This is a genomic window from Geodermatophilus dictyosporus (genome assembly GCF_900115505.1).
In the GTDB taxonomy this organism is placed as follows: Bacteria; Actinomycetota; Actinomycetes; order Mycobacteriales; family Geodermatophilaceae; genus Geodermatophilus; species Geodermatophilus dictyosporus.
Window position 1 is genome coordinate 269952 of record NZ_FOWQ01000002.1, and the last position, 13711, is coordinate 283662.

Genomic DNA, 13711 nt, shown 5'->3' on the forward strand with positions numbered 1-13711 from the left:
CGGGGCGTCCTCCCTTCCGAGGTGGGGTCCGCGCCGGACCCCGCCACCGGGTCAACGGCCCCCGCGCCCACGCCCTTCCGTGGGCGCCACCGGCGGCTCCGGCGTCCGCCGGGGTTCCACCGGGGTGCCGGTCCCCCGCCCGGCCAGCACCGCCGCGCCGACCGCGGACGCGCTGCGCAGCGGCAGGTACGTCACCGGCCGGCCGAGTGCGTCGGCGAGGCCCTGCCGGACCAGCGGCGAGCGCCCGCCGCCACCGGTGAGGACGACGGGTCCCGCCCCCGGGCCGCCCAGCAGGCCGACGGCGGCCGCGGTCGCCGACAGCACCCCCTCGACCGCGGCGCGGGCGAGGTCGGCGCGGGTGGTCGCGGCCGTGAGCCCCGTCCAGCCGGCCCGGTCGTCCGGCCCGGCCACGCCGCCCCGCTCGCCGGTGAGGTACGGCGCGAACACCGCACCCCCGGCGCCGAGCGGCGACTGCGCGGCGAGCTCGAAGAGCTCCCCCGGTGCCACGCCGAGGACGCCGGCCGCCCACGTCCAGGCCGACCCGCCGTTCTGCAGCGCGGCCATGGCGTACCAGCTCCCGCCGGTGTCGGCGTAGGCGTGCACCGGCGGGTCGTCGGCCGGCGCGGGCACCACGCCCGGGCTCAGCACCTGGGCGCCGGTGCCGAGGTTGACCAGCAGCCCGTCGGCCGTGCCGGCGGCCAGCAGCGCCAGCGGGGTGTCCGCGCCGCCGACGACCACCGGCACCTCCGCCCCGCCGAGGACGGCGACGCCGGCGACCTCCGCCGACGGGCGCACCGCCGGCAGCAGCTCCGCGGGCACCCCGGCGGCGGCGCGGGCGGCGCCGGACCAGCCGTCCGCGACGACGTCCCACAGCAGCGTGGCCGAGGCGTCGCTGCGGTCGGTGACCCGCGGGTCGGCGCCGGGCAGGAGGGTGGCGCGCAGCGCGTCCTTGGGCAGCAGCACCGCCGCCGCTCGGGCCACGAGGTCCGGCTCGTGGGCAGCCAGCCAGGCCAGCACCGGGCCAGTCATCCCGGGCACCAGCGGGTTGGCCAGCGCCGCCCGGTCGGCGGCGGGCAGGGCGCGCCACCGGGCCACCTCGGCGGCGGCGCGGCGGTCGGGCCACAGCACCGCGGGCGCCAGCGCCGCACCGGCCCCGTCGACGAGGACCGCGCCGTGCATCTGCCCGGACAGGCCCAGCGCGGCGACCGGCCGGCCGCCCAGCGCGGGCAGCAGCCGGGCGAGGGCGTCGTCGAACGCCTGCCGCCAGGTGGCCACGGCGCACTCGGCGCGGTCGGGCGCCGGGCGCTCGACGGGGTAGCCGGCCTCGGTCTCGGCGACCAGCCGGCCCTCCCCGTCGAGGGCCACCAGCTTCAGGCCGCTGGTGCCGAGGTCGGCGCCGAGCAGCACGGCGGTCACCGCGGGCCGTGCGCCGGCCCGCCGCCGCGGCCGTTGCGGTCGGCGAGCAGCCCGGCCAGCGTGCTCAGCGCGATCTCGGCCGGCGTGCGGGAGCCGATGTCCAGCCCGATCGGCCGGTGCACCCGGGCGACCTCCTCCGGCGGGACGCCGAGCGCGGCCAGCGCCGCCACGTGCGGGCCCTCGTGCCGAGGGTTGCCCATGACGCCGACCCAGCGCACCCGGCGGGCCAGGGCGTCCCGCAGCACCTCGCCGAGCTCGGGCCGGTGGTGGTCGGTGACCACGACGTCGGCGTCCGAGAGGTCCCCGGTCAGGTCGTCGAGCGCGACCAGGCCGGCCCCGCGCGCCGGGTCGGGGTCGAGCAGCACGGTGCGGAAGCCGAGTTCGGGCGCCCAGCGCTGCAGTACCTCGGCCACGGGCGAGGCGAAGACGGCCACCAGCACCCGGCCGGTGGAGGCCGGCGCCGGGGCGCCGTGCGCGACGCCGCAGTTCGGGTCGGTGCTCACCGCTCCTCCTCCTCGAGGTGGCCGACCAGCGCCTCGGCGAAGGCCGGCGCCCGGAGCGCGCTCGAGTGGTCACCGGGGACGACGGCCACCCGGGCGTCGGGGATGGCCGCGGCGAGCACCTCGGGGCGGGCCGCGAGCGGGTCGGCGTCACCGGCGAGGACGAGCGTGGGCGCGGTGATCGCCCCCCAGTCGGCCTCCCGGGTGTGCACCGCCCGGGCGTGCGCGGCCAGGGCGTGCCGGTCGGCGGCGAGGGCGTCGGCCAGCCGGCGGTACGGGGCGGTCACGGGATCGCGCACCTCGGCGACGTCGACCGCCTCGAACGCCGCGGCCAGCCCCGCCATGAGGACGCGGTGGCGCTCGGCCCCACCGGGCTCGACGAGCGGGGCGCCCACGCCGCAGACCACCAGCCGGCGCACCCTCCGGTCGGCGGCCGCGGTGAGCAGCGCGACCGTCGCGCCCATCGAGAAGCCGGCCAGGTCGAACGAGTCGTGGCCCAGCGCGTCGGCCACCCGGCGCAGGTCGTCGGCCATCCGGAGCTCTCCGTAGGCGCCGGGGTCGTGCGGCTTGTCCGACCTCCCGTGCCCGCGGGCGTCGACGCCGACGACCTCCCGCCCGGCCGACAGGAGGACCCCGAGGACGCCGGTGCCGACCCAGTTGAGCCGGGTGTCGGCGACGAAGCCGTGCTGGAGGTACACCGGCGGCCGGTCACCGGGAGCATCCCACCGGTGCACGGCGACCTCGACGCCGTCGGCCCCCGGCACCCGCTGTCGCGTCGCCGGCACGGTCACGCGGCGCGCTCCGGGCTGTCGCCGTAGGCATAGGAGGCGTCGGCGTAGCGGCCGCCCTGCGCCACCCCGGGCGGGGCGATCTCGCCGAGCCGCGCGAGGTCGTCGCCGGTCAGCCCGACGGCGGCGGCGACGACGTTCTCCTCCAGGTAGGGCCGCCGCTTGGTGCCGGGGATGGGCACGACGTCGTCGCCCTGCGCGAGCACCCAGGCCAGCGCGAGCTGGCCGGGCGTGCAGCCTCGCTCCTCCGCCATCGCGCGGACGGCGTCGACCAGCCGCAGGTTCGCCGCGAACGCCTCGCCCGTGAAGCGCGGGTGGCCGCGGCGCCAGTCGTCCTCGGCGAAGTCCTCGGGGCCGCGGATGGCGCCGGTGAGGAAGCCGCGGCCCAGCGGGCTGAACGGCACGATGCCGATCCCGTGCTCGCGCGCCACGCCGAGGACCTCGTTCTCCAGGTCGCGGGTCCACAGCGACCACTCGCTCTGCAGTGCGGCGATCGGGTGCACCGCGGCGGCGCGGCGGATCGAGGCGGCCGACGCCTCCGACAGCCCGAGGTGGCGGACCTTGCCCTGCGCCACCAGCTCGGCCATCGCGCCGACGGTGTCCTCGATCGGCACCCGCGGGTCCACCCGGTGCTGGTAGTAGAGGTCGATGACGTCGACGCGCAGCCGGCGCAGGCTCGCCTCGGCGCGGGCCCGCACGTTCTCCGGCCGGCCGTCGATGTCCATCCCCCCGCGGTCGTTGCGCGACAGCGAGAACTTGGTGGCCAGCTGCACCTCGTCGCGCCGGCCGCGGATCGCCTCGCCGACGAGCTCCTCGTTGTGCCCGTCGCCGTAGACGTCGGAGGTGTCGAGGAAGGTGACGCCGAGGTCGAGCGCGCGGTGGACGGTGGCGAGGGACTCGTCGCGGTCGGCGGCGCCGTACATCTGGCTCATGCCCATGCAGCCGAGGCCGAGGGCGGAGACGGTCAGGCCACCGCCCCGACCGTCGCGGCCGAGCGTGCGGGTACCGACGGGAGAGGTCATGCCCGCAGTCTCGTCCCGGCGCGCGCGGCGCCGCCACCGCCGTTTCCGGGCCGGGAGCCCGGGTAGCCGCCCGGGCAGCGATCCCCCGGGAGGACCCATGAGCGCGCGCCCCGCCCGCCGCACCGCCCGCCTGCTCGGCCTGGCCAGCCTCGGTCTCGGGACCTCGATGCTGGCCTCACCCGCGGGCGTCGCCCGGTTCGCCGGCGTCGACGACTCCCCCGTCGCGGTGCCGGTGATCACCGCCGTCGGCGCCCGGGAGCTGGCGCACGCCGCCGGCCTGCTCGCCGGGCGCCCCGGCTGGGCGTGGACCCGGGTCCTCGGCGACGCGGTCGACCTGACCGTCATGGGCGTCGCGCTGTCGAACCGGCGCGGCCGGCGGTACGAGCAGCTGCGCACCGTCATCGGCGGCGCCGCGGCCCTGGCGGCGCTGGACCTGCTCACCGCCCTGCGCTCGCGGCGGCGGTCGTCGGCACCCTCCCTGACCCCGGTGCGGCGGCCGACGACGGGGCTGGTCGCGCCGATGGTCGACGTCCGCCCGGCCCTCGCCGGCGAGCCGCGGCGGCCGGTGACCGCACCGCCCGCCGCCGCCGGCGCCTAGCCCCGGGCGAGGGCGTCAACGCGGGCCACCTCGTCCGCCGAGAGCGCGAAGCCGGCGATGGCCAGGTTGGCCCGGATCCGCTCCGGGGTCGCCGACTTCGGGATCACCACGACGCCGTGCTCGACGTGCCAGCGCAGCACCACCTGCGCCGGGGTCACGCCGTGGGCGTCGGCGACCTCGCGCAGCACGGGGTCGGCGAGGTCGGTGTTCTTGAACGGGCTGTAGCCCTCCAGCACCACGCCGCGCTCGCGGTGCCCGGCCTCGACGGCCGCGTCGTACCGCGACGGCGCCCAGCTGACCTGGTTGACCTCCGGCGTCACCCCGGTGGCCGCGGTGAGCCGGTCGACCTGCTCCAGCGAGTGGTGGCTGACCGGCCGGCCTCGCGCGGCGGCAGCTTCGTCGTCACGAAGACCTCGTCGCGGTCGAGCCCCGAGTCGCGCAGCGCCCGGCCCACCTCGGCCTCGTTTCGGTACACCGTCGCGGTGTCCAGGTGCCGGTAGCCGGCGTCCAGGGCCGTCCGGACGGCGTCGTAGCAGGTGGGGCCGGTCATCTGCCAGGTGCCGAAGCCGAGCAGCGGCATGGCGCCGCCGCCGGGCAGCGGCGCGGTGGGGAGGGGCGCGGTCATGCCCGTGCCCTGCCCGGGTCCGCCGCGCACGACACCGCCGCCGGCGGACGGACGAGGACGGGAACCCGTCGACGACGGGCCGCGCCGGTACACCCGCGCGCCCCCCGGCGCCGGTGCGCACCCCTCGTCGGCCCGCAGGCCCGTCGTCGTCACGGCGGACGGGACGGCGCGCGCGGCCGGGACTCATCGCGGGTGGTGGGATGGGGGCAGTGCGCCCGTCCCGGGTGCCGGTGCGAGGAGGTCCGCGTGCAGTACGCCGAGTCCGTCGTCGACCTGATCGGCGGCACCCCGCTGGTCCGGCTGTCGCGCGTCACCGCCGACCTCGGCCCGGACGCGCCGCTGGTGCTGGCGAAGGTCGAGTACCTCAACCCCGGCGGCTCGGTGAAGGACCGCATCGCCGTGCGCATGGTCGACGACGCCGAGGCCAGCGGGGAGCTGGAGCCGGGCGGGACGATCGTGGAGCCGACCAGCGGCAACACCGGGATCGGCCTGGCGCTGGTCGCCCAGCAGCGCGGCTACAGGTGCGTCTTCGTCTGTCCGGACAAGGTCAGCCAGGACAAGATCAACGTGCTGCGGGCGTACGGGGCCGAGGTGCACGTCTGCCCCACCGCCGTCGACCCGCTGGACCCCCGGTCCTACTACTCGGTCTCCGACCGGCTGGCCCGCGAGACACCCGGCGGCTGGAAGCCCGACCAGTACGCCAACCCGGCCAACCCGCGGTCGCACTACGAGACGACCGGCCCGGAGATCTGGGAGCAGACCGAGGGGAAGGTGACCTGCTTCGTCACCGGCGTCGGCACCGGCGGCACGATCAGCGGCATCGGCCGCTACCTCAAGGAGGTCTCCGACGGCCGCGTGAAGGTGGTCGGCGTCGACCCGGAGGGCTCGGTCTACTCCGGCGGCACCGGCCGCCCCTACCTCGTCGAGGGCGTGGGCGAGGACTTCTGGCCCGAGGCCTACGACCGCGGCATCGCCGACGAGATCGTCCCGGTGTCCGACGCCGACTCCTTCCACATGACCCGGCGGCTGGCCCGCGAGGAGGGCCTGCTCGTCGGCGGGTCGTGCGGCATGGCCGTCGCCGGCGCGCTGCGGGCCGCCGAGGGACTGGGCAGGGACGACGTCGTCGTGGTGCTCCTGCCCGACGGCGGCCGCGGCTACCTGAACAAGATCTTCAACGACCAGTGGATGGCCGACTACGGCTTCCTGGACGTGACGGGGACCGGCGAGACGGTCGGCGAGCTGCTGTCGGCCAAGGGCGGGGCCACGCCGGAGCTGGTGCACACCCACCCCAACGAGACCGTGCGCGACGCCATCGACATCCTCCGCGAGTACGGCGTCAGCCAGATGCCCGTGGTCAAGGCCGAGCCGCCGGTGACCGCCGGCGAGGTGGTGGGCTCGGTGGACGAGAAGGTGCTGCTCGACGCGCTGTTCGCCGGCCGGGCGTCGCTGGCCGACCGGGTCGAGAAGCACATGTCGGGGCCGCTGCCGATCATCGGCTCCGGCGAGCCGGTGAGCGCCGCCGTCGCCGAGTTCGGCGACGCCGACGCCCTGGTGGTGCACGTCGACGGCAAGCCCGCCGGCGTCGTCACGCGGCAGGACGTGCTCGGCCACCTGGCGGGGGTGACCCGGTGAGCGGGTTCGACACCCGGGCGATCCACGCCGGGCAGGACCCGAACCCGGCCACCGGGGACGTGGTCGTCCCGCTGCACCTGGCCACGACGTTCAAGCAGGACGGCGTCGGCGGGCTGCGCGGCGGCTACGAGTACGCCCGCAGCGGCAACCCGACCCGCGCCGCGCTGCAGGAGCTGCTCGCCTCGCTCGAGGAGGGCGTCGCGGGGCTGGCCTTCGCCTCGGGGCTGGCCGCCGAGGACACCCTGCTGCGCACCGTCTGCGAGCCCGGCAGCCACGTCGTCCTCGGCGGCGACGCCTACGGCGGCACCTACCGGCTCATCTCGAGGGTCGTCTCGCGCTGGGGCGTCGAGCACACCCCGGCCGACCTCAACGACCCCGACGCCCTGCGCGCGGCGATCCGGCCCGGGAGCACGCGGGTGGTCTGGTGCGAGACGCCGACCAACCCGCTGCTCAACGTCGCCGACATCGCGCTCACCGCGGAGGTCGCGCACGAGGCGGGCGCGATCCTGGTCGTGGACAACACCTTCGCCAGCCCGTACCTGCAGCGGCCGCTGACCCTCGGCGCCGACGTCGTCGTGCACTCGACGACGAAGTACCTGGGCGGGCACTCCGACGTCGTCGGCGGCGCGCTGGTCGTCGGCGACGACGACCTCGCCGAGCAGCTTGCCTACCACCAGAACGCGATGGGCGCGGTGTCCGGGCCGCTGTCGGACTGGCTGGTGGTGCGCGGCATCAAGACCCTCGGCGTGCGCATGGACCGCCACCAGGACAACGCCGGCCGGATCGCCGAGTACCTGCTGGAGCACCCGGCCGTCTCCCGGGTGCTCTACCCCGGGCTGCCCGACCACCCCGGCCATGACGTCGCGGCGAAGCAGATGTCCGGCTTCGGCGGGATGCTGTCGTTCCGGCTGGCTGCCGGCGAGGAGGCGGCGCTGCGGGCGTGCGAGCGCGCGCAGCTGTTCACGCTGGCCGAGTCCCTCGGCGGCGTCGAGTCGCTCATCGAGCACCCGCACCGGATGACGCACGCCAGCGCGGCCGGGTCGCCGCTGGAGGTGCCGGCCGACCTGGTGCGGCTGTCGGTGGGCATCGAGGACGTCGACGACCTGCTCGCCGACCTCGAGCAGGCGCTCGCCTAGTCCCCGTCGAGCAGGGCGAGCGCGCCGGTCGGGCACTGCTGCACGGCGTCCCGGACGGCGCCGTCGTCGGCGGGGTCGTCCTGGAGCAGCCGCACCGCGCCGTCGTCGTCGACCTCGAAGACGTCGGGCGCGAGCAGCTCGCACTGCCCGGACCCGACGCAGCGCTCCCGCTCGACGGCGACCCGCATCAGCGCACGCCCGTCAGCCGGGCCGGCAGGTGCTTGAGCCCGTTGACGAACGACGAGCGCAGCCGGTCGGGCGGGCCGGTGACCTCCAGGTCGGGCAGCTGGTCGAACAGCGCCCGGAAGGTCACCTGCAGCTCCCGGCGGGCCAGGTGTGCGCCCAGGCAGAAGTGCGGCCCCCGGGAGCCGAAACCCACGTGCGGGTTGGGGTCGCGGCCGACGTCGAAGCGCTGGGGGTCGGCGAAGACGGCCGGGTCGCGGTTGGCGGCGTTGTAGAACAGCAGGAACTTCTCACCGGCCGTGAACCGGTGCCCGCCGACCTCGCCGTCCCGGGTGGCGGTGCGGCGCATCCAGGTGACCGGGCTGACCCACCGCACGACCTCCTCGACGGCGGTGCGGTCCAGCGACGGGTCGGCGGCCCACCGCGCCCGCTCCTCCGGCCACTCCGACAGCGCCAGCAGGCCCTGGGAGATGGCGTTGCGGGTCGTCTCGTTGCCGGCCACCAGCAGCAGGATGAAGAACGAGGCGATCTCCTGGGAGGTGAGCCGCTCGCCGTCGACCTCGGTGGTGACCAGCGCGGTGGTGAGGTCCTCGCGCGGGTCGGCCAGCCGCTCGGCGGCCAGCCGCTCCATGAGCGCGGCCATCTCCATGCCCGCGGTGAGGAAGGCGGTCAGCGGGTCGTCGTCCTCGATGAGGTCCGGGTCGCCACCGGAGAGGACGATGTTGGAGCACGCGAGCACCCGGGACCGGTCCTCCTCGGGGACGCCCATCATGTCGCAGATGACCCGGAGCGGGATCGGCGCGGCGAGGTCGGGGACGACGTCGAGAACCCCGCCGTGCGCCTCGGCCGTGACCCGGGCGCGGGCCAGGACGTCGTCGACCACGGCGCGGACGGAGTCCAGCGTCCGCTCGAGCATCCGCGGGGTGAACGTCTTCGACACGATCCGGCGGATCTTGGCGTGCCGCGGGTCGTCCATGCTGATCAGCGAGCCGTAGAACTCGTGCAGCTCGGCCGGGACGTCCTGCATGGACACCGCGCCCCTCCCGGAGCAGAACAGCCCCGGCTGCGAGCTGATCGTCTCCAGGTCGGCGTAGCGGGTGACCGCGTGGTAGCCGGGCCCGGCCGGGATGCCCGGCAGGTCGGGCTCGGCGAAGAAGGCGAAGGGCCGCTCGGCGCGCAGCCGGTCGAGCGCCGCGTGCCGCTCCTGCGGCGGGCGGGCCCACCAGTCCCGGTCGGAGAGGTCGACGGTGGAGAGGTCGACGTCCTCGGGTGCGACGGTCACGGGCGGGCCTCCTGGAGCGGGCGCGGGGACGGTCAGGCCACGCTAGAGACCACGCCCTGTGACCGGCAACACACCACGTCGTCAGCACCCGAACGGACGGGACAGCCACGCCCGGGCCGCCGCGTTGCCCGCCCGGCCCCGCCCCCGGGGCCGCGGCGACCGCCCCGTCGAGCTCGCCGGACAGGCAGCGCCCGGGTGCGGCGTCCAGGGCCGGGGCGGTAACCTCCTCGGCGGGCACGACCCGTGGCCAGCCGAGGGCACCGGCCTGGCGGGTCACCTCGGCGCCGCGCACGCCGTCGGCCCGGCTGCGGTCGCCGTACTCGCCGTGCACCGGCGCGAAGGCGACGGCGACCACCGGGGCGGCGTCGGCCGGCCCGTCGACCGCGAGGGTCGGGCCGGGCGATCCCCTCGGCCCCGCCCGCCCCGCCTCGTCGACCACGGAGACGTCGACCGCCCACCGCCGGCACCCGGCGAAGGCCCCGGTCAGCTCGCGCAGCAGCAGCAGCAGCGGCGCGTCCCGGACGGGGCCGGCGACGAAGACCAGGTGCGTGTGGTCGGCCGGGTCGGCGTCGCGCCGATCCACCCCGCGCTGCAGGAACGGGCGTCAGGAGTTGTGGTCGACCAGGTCGCCGTACTCCGGGTGGCGCTCGATCCAGCCGCGCACGAACGAGCAGCGCGGCACCACCCGGCCGCCCTTCTGCCGGACGTCGTCGAGGGCGCCGCGGACGAGCGTGCCGCCCAGGCCCGAGCCCTCGGCGTCGGGGTCGATCTCGGTGTGGGTGAACACCACCTGCTCGCCGCGGCGCTGGTAGGCGGCCAGGCCCAGCAGGCGGTCGCCGTCGCGGATCTCGTAGCGCTCGGCGTCGGGGGCGTCGTGCACGGTCGGCTCCATGCCGGGGCCAACCGTCCGGCCGCCGGGGCTGTTCCGCCCGTGGCGGCCCTGCCGCGGACACGACGAGGGCCCCGGAGCGCGTGCTCCGGGGCCCTCGTGCCAGTAGCGGGGACAGGATTCGAACCTGTGACCTCTGGGTTATGAGCCCAGCGAGCTACCGAGCTGCTCCACCCCGCGTCGGTGAGGACGACTGTACACGCCCGCCGGAAGCCGTGCCGCCGGCCCCCCCGGGTGCGCGCGGTGCGGCGGCGCGGTAGGACGGCGGGAGCAGGGGTGCGAGCAGCTGCACCGGCCCGTCCGTCTCGTCAGCGAGGACGCAATGACCGCGAACACCGGACAGCAGGACGTCGTCGACATCCTCACCACCGACCACCACGAGGTCCTCGAGCTCGTGCAGCAGATCCCGGCGGCCGACCCCGCCCAGCGGCGGGACATGGCCGACACCGTCATCGCCGAGCTGATGCGGCACTCCGTGGCCGAGGAGATGTACGTCTACCCGGCGATGAAGGACCACCTGCCCGACGGCGAGGCCGCCGTGCAGCACGACGTCGAGGAGCACCAGCAGCTCGTCGAGCGGATGAAGGAGCTCGAGAGCGTCGACTCGGCCGACCCGCGCTTCCTGGAGGTGCTCGGCCGGCTGGAGGCGTTGCTGCGCGACCACGTCTCCGACGAGGAGAACGAGCAGTTCCCCGCCCTGCGCGCCCGCCTGACCCGCGAGCAGCTCGTCGAGATCGGCGGCAAGGTGCAGACCGCGAAGAAGGCGGCGCCGACCCGCCCGCACCCCTCGGCCCCGCACAGCGAGCTGTTCCACAAGCTGGTCGGGCCCGGCGTGGGGATGGTCGACCGGCTGCGCGACAGCCTGACCGGCCGGCAGAACCAGCGCTGAGCCGCACGACCCCGTGGACGCACCGGACCCCGGCCCGCCCGCAGGAGGACCGGGGTCCGGAGCCGCGAGCCGCCCTCACCGGGCTCGCGCCGGTCCCACGTCGAAGGCGGTGAGCACGGCGTCGACGTTGGCGTCGACGTACTCGCGGGTGATCGGGTCCCGGGTGATCAGCAGCCGGGTCCAGGTGGGGCCGATGAGCAGGTCGATCAGCAGGTCCTGGTCGACTGCCGGGGCGAGTTCGCCGCGGGCGACGGCGAGGGCGAGGACCCGCCGGTAGGCCTGCCGGCGGGTGTGGATGACGGTGTAGAGCAGGTCGGCGATCTCCGGGTGGTGGCCGGCCTCGCGCAGCAGCCGGGGCACGAACTGCCCGCGGCCGCGCACGAAGGTCTCCACGGCGCCGTGCAGCAGCGCGCGCAGGTCGCCTCGCAGGGCGCCCGAGTCGGGGACGTCGACGCTCTGCAGCGCCAGCCGCTCCACGCCCGCTGCGGCGACCGCCGCCTTCGACGGCCACCGGCGCAGGATCGTGGTCTTGGCGACGCCGCTGCGGGCGGCCAGCTCGTCGAGGGTCAGGCCGGCGTAGCCGCGCGCGCCCAGCAGGACGACGACCTGCTCGAGGATGCGCTCGTCCAGTGCGGCGTCCCGCGGCCGTCCGCGCCGGCGCGTCGGCGATCCCAGGCCGACCCCCTTCTCCATGTCAACCCCCGGTGTCGTAACCGGACGGCACAGTCTATGCAGATCAGGAGGCGACCGGACACCGATCGGCTTCATTTACGCGACCGACGGTTGCGTTGGTGGGATGGTGGAGCTATGGTTCGGTCTCGACGCAGCGGCCCGAGCTGAGGGCCCTCCTGCTCCCGGAGGGGCGCGGGGTCCCCGCGCACCTCCGCGTCCGCCGGCCCAGCACCCGGCCGGCGACCTCCCGTGGCCTGACGGGCGCCCATCCCGGCGCCGCGCCACAACGGCGCAGCGCCTGCCGTGCGAGGAGAAGACCGTGACGGAGAACCGAACGCCGTATCCGGTGCGCGTGGACGCGTCGGAGGACGCGGCGGCCTCGCGGGGGCTGTGGCTGGTGAAGTGGCTGCTGCTCGTCCCGCACTACGTGGTGCTGTTCTTCCTCTGGCTGGCGTTCCTGGCGGTCAGCGTGGTCGCGTTCTTCGCCATCCTGGTCACCGGCCGCTACCCGCGGGCGCTGTTCGACTTCGCCGTCGGCGTGCTGCGCTGGAGCTGGCGAGTGCACTACTACGGCTACGGCGCGCTGGGCACCGACCGCTACCCGCCGTTCACGCTCGCCGACGTGCCGGACTACCCCGCCCACCTCGACGTCGCCTATCCCGAGCGGCTCTCCCGCGGGCTGGTGCTGGTGAAGTCGTGGCTGCTGGCCATCCCGCACTACCTGGTCCTGTCCGTCTTCGTCGGCGGCGGGATCTGGCTGGGCACCCGGGCGGGTGACCCCGACGACGGCTGGGACAGCGGCTGGGGCGCCGGCGTGAGCCTGGTCGGCCTGCTGGTGTTCATCGCCGCGATCGCGCTGCTCTTCACCGGCCGCTACCCAAGGCCGCTGTACGACTTCGTCATGGGCATGCAGCGCTGGGCGCTGCGGGTGGCCGCGTACGCCGCGCTGATGACCGACCGCTATCCGCCGTTCCGGCTGGACACCGGCGGGACCGACCCGGGATCGGCACCGGCCGTCCCCACGCCCCCGCCGCCGTCCGGAGCCCCGGTCGCACCCGGCGGCCCGCCGACCCCCGCGGCGGCCACCCCGGGTGCGACCGGCCACACCGCCGGCGTCCGCACCTAGCCGACCCGTGCGGAGCTGGTGACCGGCCGGTCCGCGCCCGTCCACCACCCGCCCCGACCCCCCGAAGGACGGCGACATGAGCGCCCCCGTGCACCCTCCGGCCGCGGCACGACCGCCGACGGACCCGATGCGGCGCACCTCCCTCGCCGCCGGGATCCTCTACCTGCTCACGTTCGTGTCCATGCCCACCCTCGCGCTGTACCAGGACGCGCGGGACGAGGCCGACTTCGTCCTCGGCGCCGGCAGTGACGCCGGCGTGCTGGTCGCGGCCTTCTCCGAGGTCGTCGTCGCCCTCGCCGGCATCGGCACCGCCGTGGTGCTGTTCCCGGTGGCGAAGCGGGTCAGCGAGACGGCCGCTCTCGGCTTCGTGGCCTCCCGGGTCGTGGAGGGCGCGCTGATCATCGTCGGCGTCGTGAGCGTGCTGACCCTGCTCACCCTGCGCACCGACGTGGCCGGCACCGCCGACGCCGACGCGGCCTCGCTGGTCACGACCGGCCACGCCCTGAGCGCGGTCTACGACTGGACGTTCCTGCTCTCGCAGAGCCTCGCGCCGGTCTTCAACGGGCTGTGCCTGGGCTACGTGCTGTACCGGTCGGGCCTGGTGCCGCGGGTCCTCCCCGCCCTCGGACTCGGCGGCGCGCCGCTGCTGCTGGCCTCCGACATCGCGATCCTCTTCGGCGTCTACGACCGGGCCGCCCCCCTGGCCGTGCTCGCCGCGCTGCCGATCGCGGTGTGGGAGTTCTCGCTCGGCGTCTACCTGACCGTCAGGGGCTTCAGGCCCTCCTCACCGCTGCTGACCCGGCCGCACGCCGACGGTCACGTCCCTCCCCCACGGACCGGCGACAGAGAACTCGAGGAGCCGGGCGCAGCCGTCAGCTGACCGCAGCACGCGCCGACGGCCGCTCGGGCAGCGCGGTACCGCCGGCCGGACCCGGCGGCCCGGCCGGGTGAGG

General features: G+C 76.1%; 16 protein-coding genes and 1 tRNA gene. 6 read left to right on the forward strand and 11 right to left on the reverse strand.

From position 1 onward, the window contains the following. Positions 1–51: 51 nt before the first annotated feature. From BMZ33_RS04845 to BMZ33_RS04860, 4 genes are read right to left on the reverse strand one after another with little or no spacing between them, the layout of a single operon-like run. The gene (locus BMZ33_RS04845) at positions 52–1416 is read right to left on the reverse strand and encodes an FGGY family carbohydrate kinase (protein WP_091108416.1); all 1365 of its coding nucleotides are present in this window, start codon (positions 1414–1416) and stop codon (positions 52–54) included. Continuing rightward, complete coding sequence (locus BMZ33_RS04850) at positions 1413–1919, reverse strand: XdhC family protein (protein WP_091108417.1); 507 nt, start codon at positions 1917–1919, stop codon at positions 1413–1415. Before BMZ33_RS04850 ends, BMZ33_RS04845 begins: the two co-directional genes overlap by 4 nt. Continuing rightward, complete coding sequence (locus BMZ33_RS04855) at positions 1916–2707, reverse strand: alpha/beta fold hydrolase (protein ID WP_091108418.1); 792 nt, start codon at positions 2705–2707, stop codon at positions 1916–1918. Before BMZ33_RS04855 ends, BMZ33_RS04850 begins: the two co-directional genes overlap by 4 nt. Next, positions 2704–3726 (reverse strand): aldo/keto reductase, encoded by a 1023-nt coding sequence (locus BMZ33_RS04860; protein ID WP_091108419.1) that lies wholly within the window; start codon positions 3724–3726, stop codon positions 2704–2706. The genes BMZ33_RS04855 and BMZ33_RS04860 overlap by 4 nt, the downstream gene beginning before the upstream one ends. A gap of 97 nt (positions 3727–3823) precedes the next feature. Between BMZ33_RS04860 and BMZ33_RS04865 the strand changes: the two genes are divergently transcribed. Then, on the forward strand, positions 3824–4324 hold the full coding sequence (locus BMZ33_RS04865; protein ID WP_169063898.1) for a hypothetical protein: 501 nt from the start codon (positions 3824–3826) through the stop codon (positions 4322–4324). Here the strand turns inward: BMZ33_RS04865 and BMZ33_RS23055 are convergent. Together BMZ33_RS23055 and BMZ33_RS23060 are read right to left on the reverse strand one after the other, a co-directional pair. Further along, the gene (locus BMZ33_RS23055) at positions 4321–4644 is read right to left on the reverse strand and encodes an aldo/keto reductase (protein ID WP_169063899.1); all 324 of its coding nucleotides are present in this window, start codon (positions 4642–4644) and stop codon (positions 4321–4323) included. The genes BMZ33_RS04865 and BMZ33_RS23055 overlap by 4 nt on opposite strands. Further along, entirely contained in the window at positions 4641–4949 is a 309-nt protein-coding gene (locus BMZ33_RS23060) for an aldo/keto reductase (protein WP_169063900.1), read from the reverse strand. Before BMZ33_RS23060 ends, BMZ33_RS23055 begins: the two co-directional genes overlap by 4 nt. A 246-nt stretch (positions 4950–5195) precedes the next feature. Between BMZ33_RS23060 and BMZ33_RS04875 the strand changes: the two genes are divergently transcribed. Both BMZ33_RS04875 and BMZ33_RS04880 read left to right on the forward strand, forming a co-directional pair. After that, complete coding sequence (locus BMZ33_RS04875; RefSeq protein WP_091108420.1) at positions 5196–6581, forward strand: cystathionine beta-synthase; 1386 nt, start codon at positions 5196–5198, stop codon at positions 6579–6581. Next, positions 6578–7717 carry a cystathionine gamma-synthase gene (locus BMZ33_RS04880; protein ID WP_091108422.1) on the forward strand — a complete coding sequence of 380 codons (1140 nt, stop codon included), beginning with the start codon at positions 6578–6580 and terminating at the stop codon, positions 7715–7717. Before BMZ33_RS04875 ends, BMZ33_RS04880 begins: the two co-directional genes overlap by 4 nt. Here the strand turns inward: BMZ33_RS04880 and BMZ33_RS04885 are convergent. The 4 genes from BMZ33_RS04885 to BMZ33_RS04900 all read right to left on the reverse strand — a co-directional run bounded on the left by BMZ33_RS04885 (position 7714) and on the right by BMZ33_RS04900 (position 10251). Then, a complete protein-coding gene (locus BMZ33_RS04885) occupies positions 7714–7905 on the reverse strand; it encodes a ferredoxin (RefSeq protein ID WP_091108424.1) in 192 nt (63 codons plus the stop codon). The two genes, BMZ33_RS04880 and BMZ33_RS04885, sit on opposite strands and share 4 nt — an antisense overlap. Continuing rightward, positions 7905–9182: a cytochrome P450 gene (locus tag BMZ33_RS04890; protein WP_091108426.1), complete on the reverse strand. Its 1278-nt coding sequence runs from the start codon at positions 9180–9182 to the stop codon at positions 7905–7907. Before BMZ33_RS04890 ends, BMZ33_RS04885 begins: the two co-directional genes overlap by 1 nt. Before the next feature lie 604 nt (positions 9183–9786). After that, the gene (locus tag BMZ33_RS04895; protein WP_091108428.1) at positions 9787–10074 is read right to left on the reverse strand and encodes a GNAT family N-acetyltransferase; all 288 of its coding nucleotides are present in this window, start codon (positions 10072–10074) and stop codon (positions 9787–9789) included. Between the two features lie 103 nt (positions 10075–10177). Further along, a tRNA-Met gene (locus BMZ33_RS04900) sits at positions 10178–10251 on the reverse strand. 142 nt (positions 10252–10393) lie between these two features. Between BMZ33_RS04900 and BMZ33_RS04905 the strand changes: the two genes are divergently transcribed. Continuing rightward, positions 10394–10960 (forward strand): hemerythrin domain-containing protein, encoded by a 567-nt coding sequence (locus tag BMZ33_RS04905; protein ID WP_091108431.1) that lies wholly within the window; start codon positions 10394–10396, stop codon positions 10958–10960. Between the two features lie 75 nt (positions 10961–11035). On the opposite strand, the gene BMZ33_RS04910 is transcribed toward BMZ33_RS04905, so the two are convergent. Continuing rightward, a complete protein-coding gene (locus tag BMZ33_RS04910; protein WP_169063901.1) occupies positions 11036–11653 on the reverse strand; it encodes a TetR/AcrR family transcriptional regulator in 618 nt (205 codons plus the stop codon). Between the two features lie 298 nt (positions 11654–11951). Between BMZ33_RS04910 and BMZ33_RS04915 the strand changes: the two genes are divergently transcribed. Together BMZ33_RS04915 and BMZ33_RS04920 are read left to right on the forward strand one after the other, a co-directional pair. After that, the gene (locus tag BMZ33_RS04915; RefSeq protein WP_091108435.1) at positions 11952–12758 is read left to right on the forward strand and encodes a DUF4389 domain-containing protein; all 807 of its coding nucleotides are present in this window, start codon (positions 11952–11954) and stop codon (positions 12756–12758) included. 76 nt (positions 12759–12834) lie between these two features. Then, positions 12835–13638 (forward strand): DUF4386 domain-containing protein, encoded by an 804-nt coding sequence (locus tag BMZ33_RS04920; protein ID WP_091108437.1) that lies wholly within the window; start codon positions 12835–12837, stop codon positions 13636–13638. Positions 13639–13711: the final 73 nt, after the last annotated feature.

What these genes read in the sequence shown, in the direction of transcription:
- BMZ33_RS04860 (WP_091108419.1), bottom strand. Translation starts at nt 3,726, where the DNA reads ATGACCTCTCCCGTCGGTACCCGCACGCTCGGCCGCGACGGTCGGGGC.
- BMZ33_RS04865 (WP_169063898.1), top strand. Translation starts at nt 3,824, where the DNA reads ATGAGCGCGCGCCCCGCCCGCCGCACCGCCCGCCTGCTCGGCCTGGCC.
- BMZ33_RS23060 (WP_169063900.1), bottom strand. Translation starts at nt 4,949, where the DNA reads ATGACCGCGCCCCTCCCCACCGCGCCGCTGCCCGGCGGCGGCGCCATG.
- BMZ33_RS04885 (WP_091108424.1), bottom strand. Translation starts at nt 7,905, where the DNA reads ATGCGGGTCGCCGTCGAGCGGGAGCGCTGCGTCGGGTCCGGGCAGTGC.
- BMZ33_RS04895 (WP_091108428.1), bottom strand. Translation starts at nt 10,074, where the DNA reads ATGGAGCCGACCGTGCACGACGCCCCCGACGCCGAGCGCTACGAGATC.
- BMZ33_RS04905 (WP_091108431.1), top strand. Translation starts at nt 10,394, where the DNA reads ATGACCGCGAACACCGGACAGCAGGACGTCGTCGACATCCTCACCACC.
- BMZ33_RS04910 (WP_169063901.1), bottom strand. Translation starts at nt 11,653, where the DNA reads ATGGAGAAGGGGGTCGGCCTGGGATCGCCGACGCGCCGGCGCGGACGG.
- BMZ33_RS04920 (WP_091108437.1), top strand. Translation starts at nt 12,835, where the DNA reads ATGAGCGCCCCCGTGCACCCTCCGGCCGCGGCACGACCGCCGACGGAC.